Here is a 15,190-nt window from a genome sequence, read left to right as displayed (position 1 = left end):
TCAGTCTATGTTAATCAATGCGGAGTAAGTAGATAAGATTGACACTAAAAAGTATGGTGATGGTTCCAATAATGTGTTTGTTATCTGGACTTTATCATTAAAATCCTCTACAAAACATGAGTGTTTTAAATTTCTAGGCTTCGTACATCTACAATCTGTACTTCTTGAAATTTCTTCATCTCCAGAGAAGTACTACAAGTTACGTAGCCATCAAGAACGTGTTATGGAAGGTATGATGCCTGAAGAACCAAAATCCATAGTTATAGACGATACTGAGTGGGGATGTATTCACTCGCAGTATCACTACCAAGATAAAGATCCTGCGATAATAACATGTATCGTAAACGTAAATAATACTGACTTGATAGCTACAGAGCTTGTGAACTCAGTGTTGAATACATCTTGGATTTCTTCTCTCGATGCTGGTACACAGCGATCATATAAAGTTACTGCGAAAGAAACGACTGATGCATTGGTTGAAATATTCAATAAAGTTCTTGATGGTGATCCCTTAGGAGCTGAATTTGGTGAAGTTATGGTTTCCATTGGATCCTCTCGAGCATTAAGTCAGATATTACACCACATTTCCCTACCTATTGCTGAGTTATGGAAACCTCAATTAAAACAAAACGAGGGTTTTGATTTTCATACAACATGTACTGGAAATCTTATAAACTTCGGAGAAGCCAAATTCTCAGCCTCCATTAACCCACACGGAAATGCGATCCGCCAAGCACATGACTTTATCACACAAGATAAACATTTCCGTGATCGCGTTCATTTAGTAAACCTTTGTCATAAAGACGCGATCAAAAATCTCGATGAAGAAAAATATGGTATCATCGCAGCTTTCTCTATCAACTCAGATCATCCTGAAATAATAATGGATAATGCGATTAAAACCGTTATTGAAATAGAATTATTAGATCGCGTTAGTTTTATATACTTGGTTGGTGTAAAATGTTAAGCATTCAAGAAATTATCAATGACGAAGATCCAAATAAATCCATTGGACAGATATTAGATGATTTGCATAGCAAAGGACCAGTTGATAACAAGTTGGTCGAGAAGTTAACATATTATAAAGAGTTTCATGCTGAGGAATTTGCAGTTCATGAGGAAAACATAATATCTACCCTGGGATTGTTCTATAAAAATAAATCCCCTTCAAATCTCTACTCTTTCATTTTAGGGACAATAGGAAACCAGTACAAAAAGCAGTACGGTGAATATCTTACTCCTGTACAGGCAAGCATTCGTGATGCTGTTGAAGAAAAACAATTCATTTCTATATCAGCGCCTACAAGTGCAGGGAAATCATTTTCAATAAAGGAATACATCAGCACACAAGATGGCGATGCTGTTATTATCGTACCATCTAGGGCATTAATAGCAGAGTACGTTGAAAACTTAAAAGGATACTTTGAACATGACAAAGATGTGATGATTAGTACTTTTGTGGATTATGTCTATACTAACAGGAATTTAAGAAGAATATTTGTTCTCACGCCAGAACGGACAAAAGATCTAACAACTTTTAGTAAAAAGCTAAATATTAATTTATTCTTTTTTGATGAAGCTCAAGTTTCTGAAGAACAAGAGCGAGGTGTAATATTCGATGTCACCGTTAGGCGCGTACAGAAACTTTTTCCAACAGCAAAACTAATCTTTGCACATCCTTTCGTAGATAATCCCGAAGCTCAGTTCAAAAAACACAATATCGACACTCCCGAAAAATACTCTCGGAGTTATGCTCATAACACTGTAGGAAAAATTTTCATTTATGCGCATAAGAATGGCAATGACTATTATTTTTCACCATATATGAATAAGGGACATTTGTTAAAGAAAGCTGCACCTTTTTCGGGTAGCTTTGAACAATTTGCATTTTCAGGTAATAAGTCAGTCCTTATTTATGTATCAAAAGCATCTGTCTATGATGGGAAATTTATCAACAAATTCAAGAAACATACCGCTAAATTCAAAAAAATAGTAGATAAAGAAGCACTGAAAATAATTAATAGCGTCGGAGATATATTAGGCGCTAATAACCACGGCCATAGATCTGTATTGGTAGAACTATTGAATATCGGTGTAGTAATTCACCATGGTTCTGTACCTTTAGAAGTTAGATACTTAGTCGAGAAATTTATTAAAGCCGGATTTGCTAGGATTTGCTTTGCTACCAGTACGTTAGCCCAAGGCATCAACATGCCATTTGATATAGTCTGGCTTGCAAATATGAAGATGTATGGCGAGTCTGAACAGAAAAGATGTCTGGCATTTAAAAACTTAATAGGTCGTAGTGGACGTTTATCAAAGAATAAAGAATTTGATTATGGATATGTATATACACATAATGCAGAGTTGTTATCACGCCGAGTCAAAACACCATTCAAATTAGAAGAGGAGTCAGTATTAGAGAATCCAGTTGACTCAGATAATGATAACCATGAACTCATAAAATCCATTGTTAATGGAACTTTCAATGAGGATATAAATCTTCCCGAATCCAAGATTGAAAGGTTACAGAATGATAACATATATAAAAAGATTACATTTATTTTAGATACCGTTTTCAACGAACAGTTTGGTAGTAAACTAATTGGCCCTGAGAATAGAGAAGGAAGGGATAAAGTCAAGTCTTGTTTCTTATCGTTGTATGAAACATCTTTAGGCCGAGAGTTATATGACGGTGAAAGAAATGTATTCAAATCAGCAATTGACATTATGTTTCATGTAATGGCCGGTCGAAGTTTTAAAGAAATTGTTGGAATAAGATACAGCTACATATCAGATAGAGATGGTAATAATAATGGTATTTCAAGATTTTCCCAACCAGCTAATAAATTACCTGATAGCAATCTGATTAGGTCCTACTCTCTATTTAACTCTGTAAACTCAAGGAATGTAAGCTATGATACCGTTGTGTTTGATACTTACGACTACCTTGATACTGTAATCTCATTCTCTCTTACTGATGTTTTCGTGGGGGCATTCAAATTATATTTAGATGATACCGGCGATCAAAGAGCTGCTGTTTTCATTGATTTTCTAAGATACGGTACCATCAATAAGGCTCACATAATGTTGATGCGATATGGAATTCAGCCTGAAGATGTTCCTTTAGTTGCTCCATACTTAAAATTCATCTCCGAAGAAAGGATCGAAATTGATCCAACGTTAGAATTTGGTGATAACGAGCTTTGGAAAAAAATCAGCTGGTATCTTCCATAACAGTCCTGGAGAGTATGATAATTTATTTCATACTCTTCAAACTGCAACATAATCCCCCTCCAGAAGCGAATTTTTTACTCTCTCCGCTACTATCATGGTATTATATCTTATAATGAACTGCCTTTCGCTATTTCTCGCGAATTTAATTTTCTCATTAGCGATATCATTCTGTAAGCATCCCACTTAACTAAACCATTCGCTTTCAGAGAATATCCAGAAAAAGGTATCCTGTAAGGCCAATGTCCGCCCCTCGCTCACAGCAGACATTCAGTTGCATTCGTTCGTTCGCTCCGTGCCAGGAGCGGACATTTAAAAAAAACGCGACCAGGTGCTTAGTTCGCAGTTTCAAAGGTCTTTTTTATTGAGCCATACGTACATGAGTTGGGCCAATTCATACGGTTTCTCCAGAGGAATAAGATGCCCACAGCCGTCAATATAAACAGCACAGGTGCCGGTTAGCTTGGCCAGTTCTTCTGCCTCCTCTTTTGAACGCAGCCGGTCATGTTCAGCTGCAATGACATAGGTCGGGCATGAAACTGGTTTTAACGTTATTCGCTCACGGTTTAGCCCTGACTGGACACGGAATGCATGTGCTCCCAGCCTTTTTCCCATGTCACGGATTTTATCAATAAGGGGCGTATTATCGGCAAGATCAGCGTGAAGCGACTTTCTAATTGCCATGGTGCTCAGTCCACTGAATGCTCTGGAGGAATGAGTAACCGCAGTCGCTATGCGTGTTTTTTTCTGCTCTGGTGAATCTTCTCTGAGAGAGGTAGCAATGAGAATCATAGCCGCTGTCCGTTCCGGAAAAGCTTCATAAATAGCTCTGGCTACGTAGCCACCCAACGAAAAACCTGCCAGAACAAAACGCTCAGGTAGTTTCTGGGCTATGTTGGCGGCAATATCCTGGATTGTTGTTCCCCCATTCAGGCTCACAGGAATAAAGCGTCTACTATCGGGAAATGCAGCGATAAAATCGTCCCATAATGTTTCATCAAGCATAAATCCTGGAATGAGTACAACAGGGAGGCTCTCTAGGTTATCCGGCAAGCTCATTTCTTGACTGCGGCTCCATTGCTATGGTTTCAGAATTGATAAACATAGCCTATTGCGGAGCATGAATACATTGCCACCTCGTTGAAGTCCGCTTCTCGCATAAGGGACCCATACTCAAATCTCTCTCATTGCAGGAGATTTGAGTATGAACACGTCACCGTGGAACAAAGACCGTATCATCGGTCAAAAAAGACCACTCCAGATATCTCATATCTGGGGGATCCGAATCCGACTTGAACTGGAAGGTAAAACGCGTGATTTAGCTCTGTTCAATATGGCCCTGGACAGTAAGCTACGAGGCTGCGATCTGGTCAAACTCAAAGTATCTGATGTTGCATATGGTAACTCTGTTTCAAGCAGAGCAACGGTGTTGTAACAGAAAACTGGTAGTCCCGTGCAATTTGAGATAACCAAAGGGACAAGAGAAGCTGTTGCTGCACTGATAAAGCTTAGCAATTTGCATAGTAAAGACTTCTTGTTTCGGTCTCGGGTCGGAACTAACCAGCACATATCAACCCGGCAGTACAACCGAATTTTTCATGGGTGGGTAGAAAAGCTTGGTCTCGAAGATTCGCTTTACAGCACACACTCCTTGAGAAGAACGAAACCTTACCTAATCTACAAGAAAACCAAGAATCTCCGGGTGATCCAACTTCTGTTGGGCCATAAGAAACTGGAAAGCACAGTCCGTTATCTGGGCATTGAAGTGGATGATGCGTTAGAGATCTCTGAATCGATTGAAGTCTAAGGTTGTCAGGGCTGCAACAGCAGCCCTGTGCCAGAAGCGGACATCATCACTTTAGCATTCAGACCGCTTTCTCATGAACTGTCATGATGAAAATCAATGGGTCTTCCTCTGTATTTTCATAAAAATGTGGGACGTCCGTTCTGGCTGTTGCCGAACAACCGGTCTTCACCTGAAACAGATGATCCTGTACACCAAGCGTAAGCGTTCCCTTTTGAACATAAAACAATTCAAGCGTCCCTTCAGTGTGACCAGGTGAAGCAAATTTTTCTCCCGGCTGCATTTCCCACATCCAGAGTTCCGTCATATCTGGGCCACCAGATCCAGCGAGCAGCCTTGCACGCCCGCCTTTATCGCCCTCCCACAATTCAGGTATTTCATCTTCAGCAATAAGATGTACTGTCGGTTTTGAACTGACATCCACAAAATCTGCTACTGAAACGCCCATTGCAACAGCCAGGCGGCATAACAGGGCAATGCTAGGGTTCGCCCGGCACCCTTCAATCTCAACCAGTGCCCCTTTGCTGACGCCCGCCCGACGAGACAGTTCATCAAGTGAAATTTTCTTTTGCTTACGATACTGCTTAATCCGCTGAGATACGGCTTCATTCACGGTGCTGACAATCACATTAGCATCGGTCATTAAATTGACTTTTTTGGTCATTGGTCATTATCATGAAATAAATTGGTCATTACAGGATTGTCTCGTGTTAACAGTATCTCCGTCAATTGCCCCTGAAATTTTTCGCATTGCTCCCGGCTTCCGGGCACTTAGTATTTACGTAGAAGCAGCACCAGTGCTTCATCCAGATATTGGACACAAGGCGCTGCAGGAAGCATGTGAAGTAATTCTTGCTGGTGAGCCTGAATGGGCAGAATCTCATCTGGCCGCATGGGACGAAGTTTTCCAAAAATTTGGAGCCAAACCAAAACGCACTCCTTGTTCAGCTGCTGCGTTACGTAAGCGCGTACTACGTGACGGAATGATGCCTACACTCGACCCCATTGTTGATCTATACAATGCTGTTAGTCTCCGCTACGCCATCCCTGTTGGAGGCGAGAATATCTCTGCGTATCAGGGTGCGCCGTGTCTATCTGTGGCAAAAGGAACCGAGACCTTTGATACCATCAAAGAAGGTGAGACTGTCGTTGAATACCCTTCCCAGGGTGAAGTTATTTGGTGTGATGATATCGGCGTTACTTGTCGCCGCTGGAACTGGCGGCAGGGGATCAGAACCCGATTAAGTGTAGAGGCTCAGCAAATGTGGTTCATTCTCGAGAGTCTGCCACAGATGCCACTGGAGAAGCTCCATGAAGCAGGAAGGATGCTGACTAACGGTCTGGAAAAAATGATGCCAGGTTTGTGGCTTGAAGTTGCTCTCATAGAAGAGCAACACCAGTAATATCATTCAGGAGAAACACTATGTTTACCGGTTTGTCTGCATTCCCGTTAACCCCGATCACTGCCGGTAGCATCGACGAGCAGGGGTTCATTAAGATTCTGGCTCGCCTTACGGCTGCACGTGTTGATTCTATGGGCATTCTGGGATCAACCGGAAGCTACGCCTATCTGACCCGTGAGCAGCGTAAGCATGTAGCTACTCTGGCTAAACAACATGCCGGGGATATCCCAATGATGGTATGTGTGGGGGCGGTCAGTACCGATGCCATTTTGCATCTGGCAGATGATGCACAGGCAGTTGGTGCGGATGCCCTGCTACTCCCGGCAGTCAGCTACCAATCACTTCGTGACGAAGAAGTCTTCACGCTATTTGAGACCGTGACTCAGAATGTCTCTGTACCGGTGTGCATCTATGACAATCCAGGTACTACACATTTTACCTTTACGGATGAACTGCACGGGCGTCTCTCATCACTTGAAGGTGTTCGCTCGGTTAAGATCCCTGGAGTTCCGAATACCCAGGCTGCAGCGACTGAGCGGGTGCATGCGTTACGTCAACATCTGCGCCCTGGCGTGACAATAGGTATAAGTGGCGACGCATATGCCGGGCTGGGATTAAACGCTGGCTGTGAAGTCTGGTATTCCGTGTGCGGCGGTCTGTTCCCTCAGATGGCGAAACAAATCACTGAAGCAGCTGCGGCAAACGATCATGAACGTGTTACTGCTCTGACAACACGCCTTGAGCCGTTGTGGTCGCTGTTCCATAAACATGGTGGGAGTATTCGAGTCATTGCCGCAGCCGCTGGTTTGCTTGGGCTTACCGATATGGATTGCCTACCTCGTCCTCTGCAACCATTGTCAGCAGGTAATATCGCGGATATTGCCCATGTAATAAGTACGTTAGAGCTGAAGTAATCTACCCCAGGACTGGCAGTCTGCCGATGCTTTTGAAATCAAGCTGAATATCAACCATCATCGCATGTTTGAAGTAACATCTGTAGGTCCGCTTTTCGCTCACAGGGGACACCCTAATCACCTCACCTGATCCTATGGAGAGAGAAAATGTCAGTATCCCCTGGTGCATTTACTTATTTAAAAATGACTCAACCGCTTTGGAGAACTCTTCTGGCTGATCGAGCATGACGAAGTGAAAACTGTTGTCGATCCGCGTGAAATGAATATCAGGTGCAGAGGCATAGGCCTGACGGTACATTGTATCCACACTGGCTGCAGGTATCCCGAACAGGGGGTCATACGCGTAAACGATCTCAATCGGCGCTTTAATACGGCCAAGCTCGGGACGCAAATCGGTAATCATCAACTCATACACCGCATCCGCAACAGTTTTGCTATCGGAATGAATAGCCGCATCCACCAGAGCAGGCCTCACCGCCTCGGTCTTCGCTAAACGGGCTATAGAGTTATTCTGGGACTCTGCGATTTGCTCAGGCGACTGGCTTAGTAGCCAGTCCCGCATGGAAGTGGCATGCCGGGCCGCTGTTTCGCTGGTCGCCGCCGGGTCAAACATTAACGAATAGAATGGCAAAGCATCGACGATTAACAGGCGACCGACCTGATGGGGATAACGGGCTCCCAGCATCAGTGCCATCTCACCTCCGAGGGAATGGCCAATGATCACCGGTGTTTTGAGGTGCCGGGACTGGATGTATTCAGCGATAGCGTCAACTGCCGGTGCGATGATCGCTCCCTCCCGGTTAGCAATAGCAGGGGTACTCGCAAAGCCTGCAAGTTCTACAAGATGAACGCGGTGCCGCATACGTAAACCTGACACTAAATCAGCCCAGACTTCGCGAGACGACGCCAGCCCCGGAATCAATATAACATCCGTTCCCGAACCGTGCGTCTGCACAGAGATACGCTGCGAGTCTGAAAGTTCTGAAGCGATGGACGGGGGCTGGTCTGCGGACGCGGGGACGAAGACGGACATAAGTAAAAGTATTCCTCCATATAGGGCGCGGATATTTGCGATATGCATTAGTTATCCCTGTTTAAGCTAAGCGGTATGAGATTAACAGGCTCCGCGCCCGGCCGCGAGTCACCAGTGCATTTGCTCAACAGGCACTTACTGATATTAAAGCCCGTTTTTCAGTCACAGCGGACCTTCAGCCAGCAAACTCGCCCGCTCTGTGCCAGGAGCGGACGTTGGATGCTGAGTTGTGGGAGCATTGATGCTTGAATCAAACTGATGATCACGACGTTTCTGAGAAATTTTGTGACCTTTTTAAACCTGTCTGCTAAGGATTTCTGTAAATTCTCTGCGCTTCCTTGTTGCCCATTCAGGTTTGATGGAGAGCATTAAACTATATTGTTTACGAAAATAAACATACCTGAATTCCATTTCAGGTGAGCTATTCATGGCTGCATACTCTGTAGCCAGACCAGCCACACCACACTCAACAAACCAATAAAGAATCTCATCATCACTAAGGGTCACTTTACGAGCTATTTCGGCACCTCTTTCATTGACAATGAAATGATATTCTTTGCCATGAATTTCCAGGTATGGAGTCGCCATACCGTCAGGTATATCAGGGATGGTGAAGTAATAATTGGGTCTTATTCCACCTCCAATTCCTTCACCGATTTTGACAAGTTCTGCACGTAACTCTTCGATATTTTTCATGATTTATGATTTATGATTTATGATTTATGAGGGTTAACCATTCGTTCCAGACCGCATTTCGCTCAAAGCAGCCCTATCATCTTCCTAACAGCTCGCCCCCAATTAGCAACAGACTTCGCAAACATATGCTACCTTATAGCCGAACCGTTCTCCCCAATCTTCAGCCCAAAGAATAATCACCCCCACAACCCTCACGGAGAGACCGCATATAAACGTCATCATCACCCCCGCACATACTGAGCACTTTGCCACTCTTCGCGCCATGGAACTGGCCGCCTTTGAAACGCTACGCTACGCAGGTGCAATGACCGGTCCCGCCATTGCCAGCAGCATCGAAGAACTCAGCGATTTCAGTCGTAACGGGCTACTGCTTGCGGCCTGTACGTCAGACTCCGTTCCCGTAGGATTCATCGCCGGTAAAATCGCAAGTGAATGGCTACACATCGCAGAAATGGATGTGCATCCGAATTGGCAGCGCCGTGGGATTGGCAGACAGCTTATGCAGGCGATGCTTCGTAATGGACAGCAACGCGGCCTGACGGGCGCCACGCTAACCACCGACAAAATGGCGGCATTTAATGCCAGGTTTTACGCCACGTTAGGTTTTGAGATTGTGGAAGGGAAGGCGCGCCCGCCGCATTTGGCGGCGATAATAGAGGATGAGATCGCGAAAGGGTTCGATTCAGCGCGCCGGGTAGCGATGAGGATTATCTTTTAGGTTGCTGATTTATAGAGATATCTATATACAGAAGAGAACAAAAAAGCCCGCAAGACTTACGCCTTGCGGGCTTTCGACTTCTGCGGTCGACTCTGGAATCGCCGCTAAAGATTTTGGTGGAGCTGGCGGGAGTTGAACCCGCGTCCGAAATTCCTACATCCTCGGCACTACATGCTTAGTCAGTCTTTACATTCGCTTGCCAGCTGCGGACAGACACGCCACTAACAAACTAGCCTGATTAGTTTTAACGCTTCAACCCCAGGCAGGGCTTCCACGCGATCTCTTTTGGGTTTGACCTCTCTTTGATCCCCGTCTTAAGAGCGGAAGCTAGGGAGAGAGGGCTCAGAGCAGGTTATTAAGCTGCTAAAGCGTAGTTTTCGTCGTTTGCGACTATTTTTTTGCGGCTTTTTACGAGGCAAACCGCCCCTCGGCATGCACCTTGGGTTTCGCAAATCCCGTCGAATCCAGAATCAGCCCCAATAGTGTTGCAGCAAGTATAACAGAGTTGCTATGCGCTCTGCCACCCCCCAGCATAAATACTCTGTGCCTGCATTCTGGGCAAAAATCCAGTGCCAACAGGCAGATAGTCGTTCATTTATCGCTCACGCAGCGCCTCTTTCGCCCGGTTAAACGGTTTGATCAGATAGTCGACGATGGTTTTTTCGCCGGTTTTGATGTCCACGGTGGCGATCATCCCCGGCACGATGGAGAAATGGTGCCCGGCTTTGTTCACCAGATAATCCTGGTGGGTGCGGATGAATACGCGGTAGTAGAAAACTTCCGGCTTGGCTTTGTCCTGGATGGTGTCCGGGGAGATGGTTTCTACTTCGCCCTCCAGCCCGCCGTAGATGGCGTAATCATAGGCGGTGATTTTCACCAGCGCGCGCTGGCCGGGGTGGATAAAGGCGATGTCGCGCGGGGAGAGTCGCGCTTCTATCAACAAGCGATCGTCAACCGGGACAATCTCCATCAGGTCGCCGTTGGGCGGGATGACGCCGTTCAGGGTAGTGACCTGGATGTTTTTCACGATGCCGCGCACCGGTGAGCGGATGGTCAGACGGGTGACGGAGTCTTCGCGTCCTTTGATGATAGCCAGCAGCATATCGACTTCGGCGTTCGCCTTGGAGAGCGCTTCCCGCGCCTGCACGTAATATTGCGAGCGTAAATCCGTGAGTTTCAGGCTGAGGTCACTGCGCTGGCGTTGCAGGCGCAGCACTTCCACGTGGCTTGCCGCACCGCTTTTTTCCAGCCGCTGGGTGATCGCCAGCTCTTTGTTAACCGAGACCATCGCGTCTTTAATCTCTGCTTCGGAATCCGCCAGCTGCGCGCGGCGTGAGCGGTAGAGGCGGGTTTCGCTGGCGAGGAGATCGGGCCAGGCTTTCAGTGAGTCAGGGAAAACGAGGGGCTGGTCGTTCACCTCCGCATAAAGCCGGACGCTGGAGGCCAGCGATGCGCGATAGCGCGCGGCGCTTTCGCCCACGTTGGACTCTGAACGCGTCGGGTCCATGCGGGCGACGATTTGCCCGGCCTGCACTTTGTCGCCTTCACGTACCATCAGTTCTGCCAGAATGCCGCCGTCGAGCGATTGTAAAACCTGCTCGCGCGAGCTGGGCACGACTTTCCCTGTGCCGGTCGAAACTTCATCGAGCGTGCCAAACCATGCCCAGATGCCGAGCAGTACGAATAACACGGTGCTGATAATAATAATGCGGCTGGCCCCGGAGAACTCACGTTCGCGGCTGATGTCCGGGTCATCCATCACCACATCATGCTGATTGGTTTTCATTTTTCCACTCCCGTCCGGTTGCCGGTGTGCTTATACGGTTACCGCCCAGCGCCTGCGTTTTGGGGGCATCCATCACAACTTGCCCATCTTTCAGCACCACCACGCGTTCCACCAGTTCGAGCACCGGTACGCGGTGAGTGGCAACAATCAGCGTGCGGTTGCCGAGCCACTGATTCAGCCTTTGAATGAACTCGCGTTCGGTGTGGTCGTCGAGAGATGCGGTGGGTTCGTCGAGCAGGACGATGTTGGGCGAGCGCAGCAGCATGCGCGCCAGCAGAATCGACTGCCGCTGGCCGCCGGACAGGCCTGCGCCGCCTTCCATAATCGGATGATCGAGACCTTTCGCCAACTGGCGCACAAAGCCTGCCGCGCCGCACACTTCAAGGGTGGCAAAGATGTCGTCATCGCTGGCGCGCGGTGCGCCCAGCATCAGGTTTTCGCGCAGGGTGCCGAAGAACAGGCGCGCGTTCTGGCTGAGCATGCCGACGTTACGGCGTAAATCGGCCATATCAATTTGGGCGATGCTCAGGGAGTCGAGCCGCGCTTCACCGCTTACCAGTTCAACGCCGCCCGCCATTGCCTGAAGCAGGGTTGATTTGCCTGCACCGTTACGCCCAAGCAGAGCGATCCGTTCGCCCTGTTGAATCTCAAGGCGGCTAATTTTGAGGGGCACGTTCTGATCGTCGTTGTGATAGCGAAACTGCGCGTTTTCAAAAAGATAGTGGCCGTGGAAAATATCGCGATGTACCACGCTGTCGTCGCGTTGGGTTTCCGTAGGGAGCTGCATAATGCTGTCGAGGCCCGATTTAGCGGCTTTCACCTGCTGCCAGCGCGCCAGCACGCCACAGAGATTCGCCATTGGGGCGATCATACGCGATGCCAGCATCGACGCGGCAACGACCGCACCGGTCGTCATTTCGCCTTCGATCACCTTCGGTGCGCCAAACAGGATCACCGCGCTATAGACCAGGCTTTGCACGGTGATCCCCCAACTGATCAACCCCTGGGAGATTTGGCGAGTGCGCAGGCCGGATTCGGCGGTAATGCGAATATAGCTGTTCCACTGTTGCAGGAAGCGGTTCTCCGCCTGCATCAGTTTGATATCTTCCAGCCCCTGAACGCTCTCCACCAGCACCGCGTTGCGCAGCGTTGATTCGTGCGCGGCCTGGTTGGCGAGCACCGCCAGCTTTTTCTGCAACAGAATACCCGGCAGCACCATCATCACGGCGGCGACGGGCGCGATCCACGCCAGTTGCGGCGAGATGATCGCCAGTACGATTACGAACAGGAAAAAGAAGGGCAGATCGACGATCGTCGAGATCGTCGAGGAGGTGATCATCTCACGGATCTGCTCCAGCTCGCGCAACTGCGAAATAAAGCTGCCGGTCGATCGCGGGATGGCGCTGTTGCGCAGGCGCAGCGCGTGGCTGAACACGCGGTCAGAGACGCGCATGTCGGCGCGTTTGCCGAGCACATCCATGATATGTCCGCGCGCCACGCGCAGCAGAAAGCCGAAAATTACCGACAGCAGTACGCCGAATGCCAGCACATAAAGTGTCGGGTAAGACTGCGCGGGGATCACCCGGTCATAGACCTGCATTGAGAACACAATGCCGCCGAGCGACAGCACGTTCACCAGAAAGGCGGCGAACATCACCGGGCCATAGGGGCGGATGTCCTGCAATACCAGCGATTTCAGCCAGTCGGGGCGGAAGCGGGAAATATAGTTGTCGACCCGGCTATCGCGCATTGCGGAAAGCGGACGCAGGGCGGCGAGATAGTCGATTTTTCCAAGCAGTTCCTCCATCGACAGGCGGTTGATGTGTGAGGTGTCATCGACAAAACGCACCTCGACGGTGCTGTCGCCATCAAAGCGTTCGACGATCACCAGCTCGCCGTCATTCAGCGCGGCGACAACCGGAAGACGCCAGCTGTTAAGGGTTTGCGTGTTGGCTTCCAGCAGGCGAAACGACAATCCCCCCTGACGAGAGAGCTGGGTCAGCGCGGGCAGCAAGCTTTTATCGTGAAACCACGGGGCATTAGCCTGAATGGTGCCCGGCGAGCAGGCGATGCGGTAGTGGTTGGCGATATGGCTTATCGCCAGCGCCCAGCGTTGCAGCGTCTGTTCGGTTAAAAAGGTGTCGGCGGTATCGGCGTTGTTCATGGCTGGATCTCCACTGACTGAATGCTGCGATTTTCCAGGCGGAACGCGTTGCGCAGGCGTCCGGTGTTGTAGAGGCAATTCAGCTCAAGCTGATGCAGCTGGTTCAGGGTTTGCAGCTCGGAAAAGCGCGCCTGATACACTTCCTGCTCGGCGTTCAGAACGTCCAGCAGCGGGCGCGAGCCCAGCTCAAGATACTGCTGTTGATAGAGTTCGCGGGTGCGCGCACTGTACTCCTGCTGACGGCGCTGTACTTGTAAAGAGCTCATCAGGCTCATTACCTGACTTTGTGACTCCAGCAGTTTTTGCCGCACTTCAAGACGCACGCGCTGGATGGTCGCTTGCGCCGCACTTAACGCATAGTTGGCGGCATTGCGTCGGGCGGTCATTGCGCCGCCCTGGTAGATGGGCATCTCCACTTTCACCCACGCCGAATACTGCGTGCGATCCAGCACTTCATGGCTGGGATATTTGTCGTTGAGATAGTGTTGAACCTGCGGTTCCAGGGAGATAGTCGGCGTCATTTGCGCGTTGGCGTAATCGACATTGGCCTGCGCAACGTTCGTCTGCGCCCACGCCGCCAGCACCGATGGCACCAGGCGGTCGTCCGGTTGCGCGATATTGCAGCTTTGCGCCAGTTTGTCGGGGAAGTCGTTGCTGATGCCGTTGAGAGTATTCCAGCCGAGCCAGCTCATCAGCGTCGCCTCGGCGCTATCGCGCGTTGCCTGATACTGAATCAGTTGCGAGCGTGCGGACTCAATACGCGCGTCCGTTTGCACCGCATCAGACTGCGATGCAGCGCCTTCGTCGCTGCGCTGGCGAATCAGCCCGCCGATGTGGTTCAGCGCGGTGAGTTGCTCCTCGGCGACGTCCACCATTTGTTGCCAGGTTTGCACCTGCACCATGGCGACGGCGGTGCTGTAGCCCACGTTATCAATACTCACCAGCACGTTTGCTTGCTCCTGCGCAACGCCCGCGCTTTCGGCGCGCACCTGGCTTGCCACTTTGCCGAAGTCATAAAGCATCTGCGACAGCGACACTACCAGCGACGGGCTGAAACCGTGGTCGACATAGTTATTGGCGTAGCCGTTGTTCATGCCCGCGCTAATCTGCGGATAGTATTTTGATTTAGCGACGTCGACCTGCTCATTCTGCGCGAGCAGTTTGCCAACGGCTTCCTGAATAGAGGGATGCCAGCTCACCGCGCGATCGACGGCGTTGTTCAACGTTAAGGTACCCGGCGCGGCAGGGTCGAGCGGCAGATCCACTTTGCCGGATAACGACGGTAGCTCCTGCTGTTCGTGTAATGTCTGCGAAGAGATAAAACGTGGCGTCTCTTCGGCGTGAAGGGCGGCTGAACAAAGACAGATCGCCAGCCCCCATGCGATAGGTGTTAACTTTCCCATTGTCGATCCCTTTCAAAATAGCGCAGGTGTATTTG

12 protein-coding genes, 1 other RNA gene and 1 pseudogene are annotated in these 15,190 nt (G+C 49.1%); 6 read left to right on the top strand and 8 right to left on the bottom strand.

From position 1 onward, the window contains the following. Positions 1-223 precede the first annotated feature (223 nt). Together DBY68_RS21045 and DBY68_RS21040 are read left to right on the top strand one after the other, a co-directional pair. A complete protein-coding gene (locus DBY68_RS21045) occupies positions 224-967 on the top strand; it encodes a hypothetical protein (RefSeq protein WP_223306998.1) in 744 nt (247 codons plus the stop codon). Beyond that, on the top strand, positions 961-3,237 hold the full coding sequence (locus DBY68_RS21040; RefSeq protein ID WP_108477016.1) for a DEAD/DEAH box helicase: 2,277 nt from the start codon (positions 961-963) through the stop codon (positions 3,235-3,237). Before DBY68_RS21045 ends, DBY68_RS21040 begins: the two co-directional genes overlap by 7 nt. A 345-nt stretch (positions 3,238-3,582) precedes the next feature. Here DBY68_RS21040 and DBY68_RS21035 read toward each other — a convergent pair whose 3' ends face one another. Beyond that, the gene (locus DBY68_RS21035; protein ID WP_233503917.1) at positions 3,583-4,239 is read right to left on the bottom strand and encodes an alpha/beta hydrolase; all 657 of its coding nucleotides are present in this window, start codon (positions 4,237-4,239) and stop codon (positions 3,583-3,585) included. A 199-nt stretch (positions 4,240-4,438) separates the two neighbouring features. On the opposite strand from DBY68_RS21035, the pseudogene DBY68_RS21030 reads away from it, so the two are divergent. Continuing rightward, positions 4,439-5,041: pseudogene (locus tag DBY68_RS21030) on the top strand (site-specific integrase). 58 nt (positions 5,042-5,099) lie between these two features. Here the strand turns inward: DBY68_RS21030 and DBY68_RS21025 are convergent. Further along, positions 5,100-5,702, bottom strand: coding sequence for a helix-turn-helix transcriptional regulator (locus tag DBY68_RS21025; RefSeq protein ID WP_108477017.1), 603 nt, complete (start codon positions 5,700-5,702; stop codon positions 5,100-5,102). A gap of 43 nt (positions 5,703-5,745) precedes the next feature. On the opposite strand from DBY68_RS21025, the gene DBY68_RS21020 reads away from it, so the two are divergent. Then, positions 5,746-6,441, top strand: coding sequence for a B3/4 domain-containing protein (locus DBY68_RS21020; RefSeq protein ID WP_108477018.1), 696 nt, complete (start codon positions 5,746-5,748; stop codon positions 6,439-6,441). Between the two features lie 20 nt (positions 6,442-6,461). Then, complete coding sequence (locus tag DBY68_RS21015; protein ID WP_108477019.1) at positions 6,462-7,355, top strand: dihydrodipicolinate synthase family protein; 894 nt, start codon at positions 6,462-6,464, stop codon at positions 7,353-7,355. A 169-nt stretch (positions 7,356-7,524) separates the two neighbouring features. On the opposite strand, the gene DBY68_RS21010 is transcribed toward DBY68_RS21015, so the two are convergent. After that, positions 7,525-8,436 carry an alpha/beta hydrolase gene (locus tag DBY68_RS21010; RefSeq protein WP_108477020.1) on the bottom strand — a complete coding sequence of 304 codons (912 nt, stop codon included), beginning with the start codon at positions 8,434-8,436 and terminating at the stop codon, positions 7,525-7,527. A gap of 246 nt (positions 8,437-8,682) precedes the next feature. Continuing rightward, positions 8,683-9,084 (bottom strand): Imm63 family immunity protein, encoded by a 402-nt coding sequence (locus tag DBY68_RS21005; protein WP_108477021.1) that lies wholly within the window; start codon positions 9,082-9,084, stop codon positions 8,683-8,685. A 304-nt stretch (positions 9,085-9,388) separates the two neighbouring features. Between DBY68_RS21005 and DBY68_RS21000 the strand changes: the two genes are divergently transcribed. Continuing rightward, positions 9,389-9,802, top strand: coding sequence for a GNAT family N-acetyltransferase (locus DBY68_RS21000; RefSeq protein ID WP_167405873.1), 414 nt, complete (start codon positions 9,389-9,391; stop codon positions 9,800-9,802). Positions 9,803-9,916: 114 nt separating this feature from the next. Here DBY68_RS21000 and ssrA read toward each other — a convergent pair. From ssrA to DBY68_RS20980, 4 genes are all read right to left on the bottom strand, one after another. Next, positions 9,917-10,280: a transfer-messenger RNA gene (gene ssrA, locus DBY68_RS20995) on the bottom strand. 117 nt (positions 10,281-10,397) lie between these two features. Beyond that, positions 10,398-11,561, bottom strand: coding sequence for an HlyD family efflux transporter periplasmic adaptor subunit (locus DBY68_RS20990; protein ID WP_108477044.1), 1,164 nt, complete (start codon positions 11,559-11,561; stop codon positions 10,398-10,400). Positions 11,562-11,568: 7 nt separating this feature from the next. Then, complete coding sequence (locus DBY68_RS20985) at positions 11,569-13,752, bottom strand: type I secretion system permease/ATPase (protein WP_108477023.1); 2,184 nt, start codon at positions 13,750-13,752, stop codon at positions 11,569-11,571. Beyond that, entirely contained in the window at positions 13,749-15,155 is a 1,407-nt protein-coding gene (locus DBY68_RS20980; protein ID WP_108477024.1) for a TolC family outer membrane protein, read from the bottom strand. Before DBY68_RS20980 ends, DBY68_RS20985 begins: the two co-directional genes overlap by 4 nt. Positions 15,156-15,190: the final 35 nt, after the last annotated feature.

Source organism: Pseudocitrobacter sp. RIT415 (assembly GCF_003057695.2).
GTDB lineage: Bacteria > Pseudomonadota > Gammaproteobacteria > Enterobacterales > Enterobacteriaceae > Pseudocitrobacter > Pseudocitrobacter faecalis.
This window is presented reverse-complemented; position numbering and strand designations above follow the sequence as displayed.

Excerpts from the sequence above, each read along its gene's own strand:
- DBY68_RS21045 (WP_223306998.1), top strand. The coding sequence starts at position 224 with ATGGAAGGTATGATGCCTGAAGAACCAAAATCCATAGTTATAGACGAT.
- DBY68_RS21040 (WP_108477016.1), top strand. The coding sequence starts at position 961 with ATGTTAAGCATTCAAGAAATTATCAATGACGAAGATCCAAATAAATCC.
- DBY68_RS21035 (WP_233503917.1), bottom strand. The coding sequence starts at position 4,239 with ATGCTTGATGAAACATTATGGGACGATTTTATCGCTGCATTTCCCGAT.
- DBY68_RS21025 (WP_108477017.1), bottom strand. The coding sequence starts at position 5,702 with ATGACCAAAAAAGTCAATTTAATGACCGATGCTAATGTGATTGTCAGC.
- DBY68_RS21015 (WP_108477019.1), top strand. The coding sequence starts at position 6,462 with ATGTTTACCGGTTTGTCTGCATTCCCGTTAACCCCGATCACTGCCGGT.
- DBY68_RS21010 (WP_108477020.1), bottom strand. The coding sequence starts at position 8,436 with ATGCATATCGCAAATATCCGCGCCCTATATGGAGGAATACTTTTACTT.
- DBY68_RS21005 (WP_108477021.1), bottom strand. The coding sequence starts at position 9,084 with ATGAAAAATATCGAAGAGTTACGTGCAGAACTTGTCAAAATCGGTGAA.
- DBY68_RS21000 (WP_167405873.1), top strand. The coding sequence starts at position 9,389 with ATGACCGGTCCCGCCATTGCCAGCAGCATCGAAGAACTCAGCGATTTC.
- DBY68_RS20990 (WP_108477044.1), bottom strand. The coding sequence starts at position 11,561 with ATGGATGACCCGGACATCAGCCGCGAACGTGAGTTCTCCGGGGCCAGC.
- DBY68_RS20985 (WP_108477023.1), bottom strand. The coding sequence starts at position 13,752 with ATGAACAACGCCGATACCGCCGACACCTTTTTAACCGAACAGACGCTG.
- DBY68_RS20980 (WP_108477024.1), bottom strand. The coding sequence starts at position 15,155 with ATGGGAAAGTTAACACCTATCGCATGGGGGCTGGCGATCTGTCTTTGT.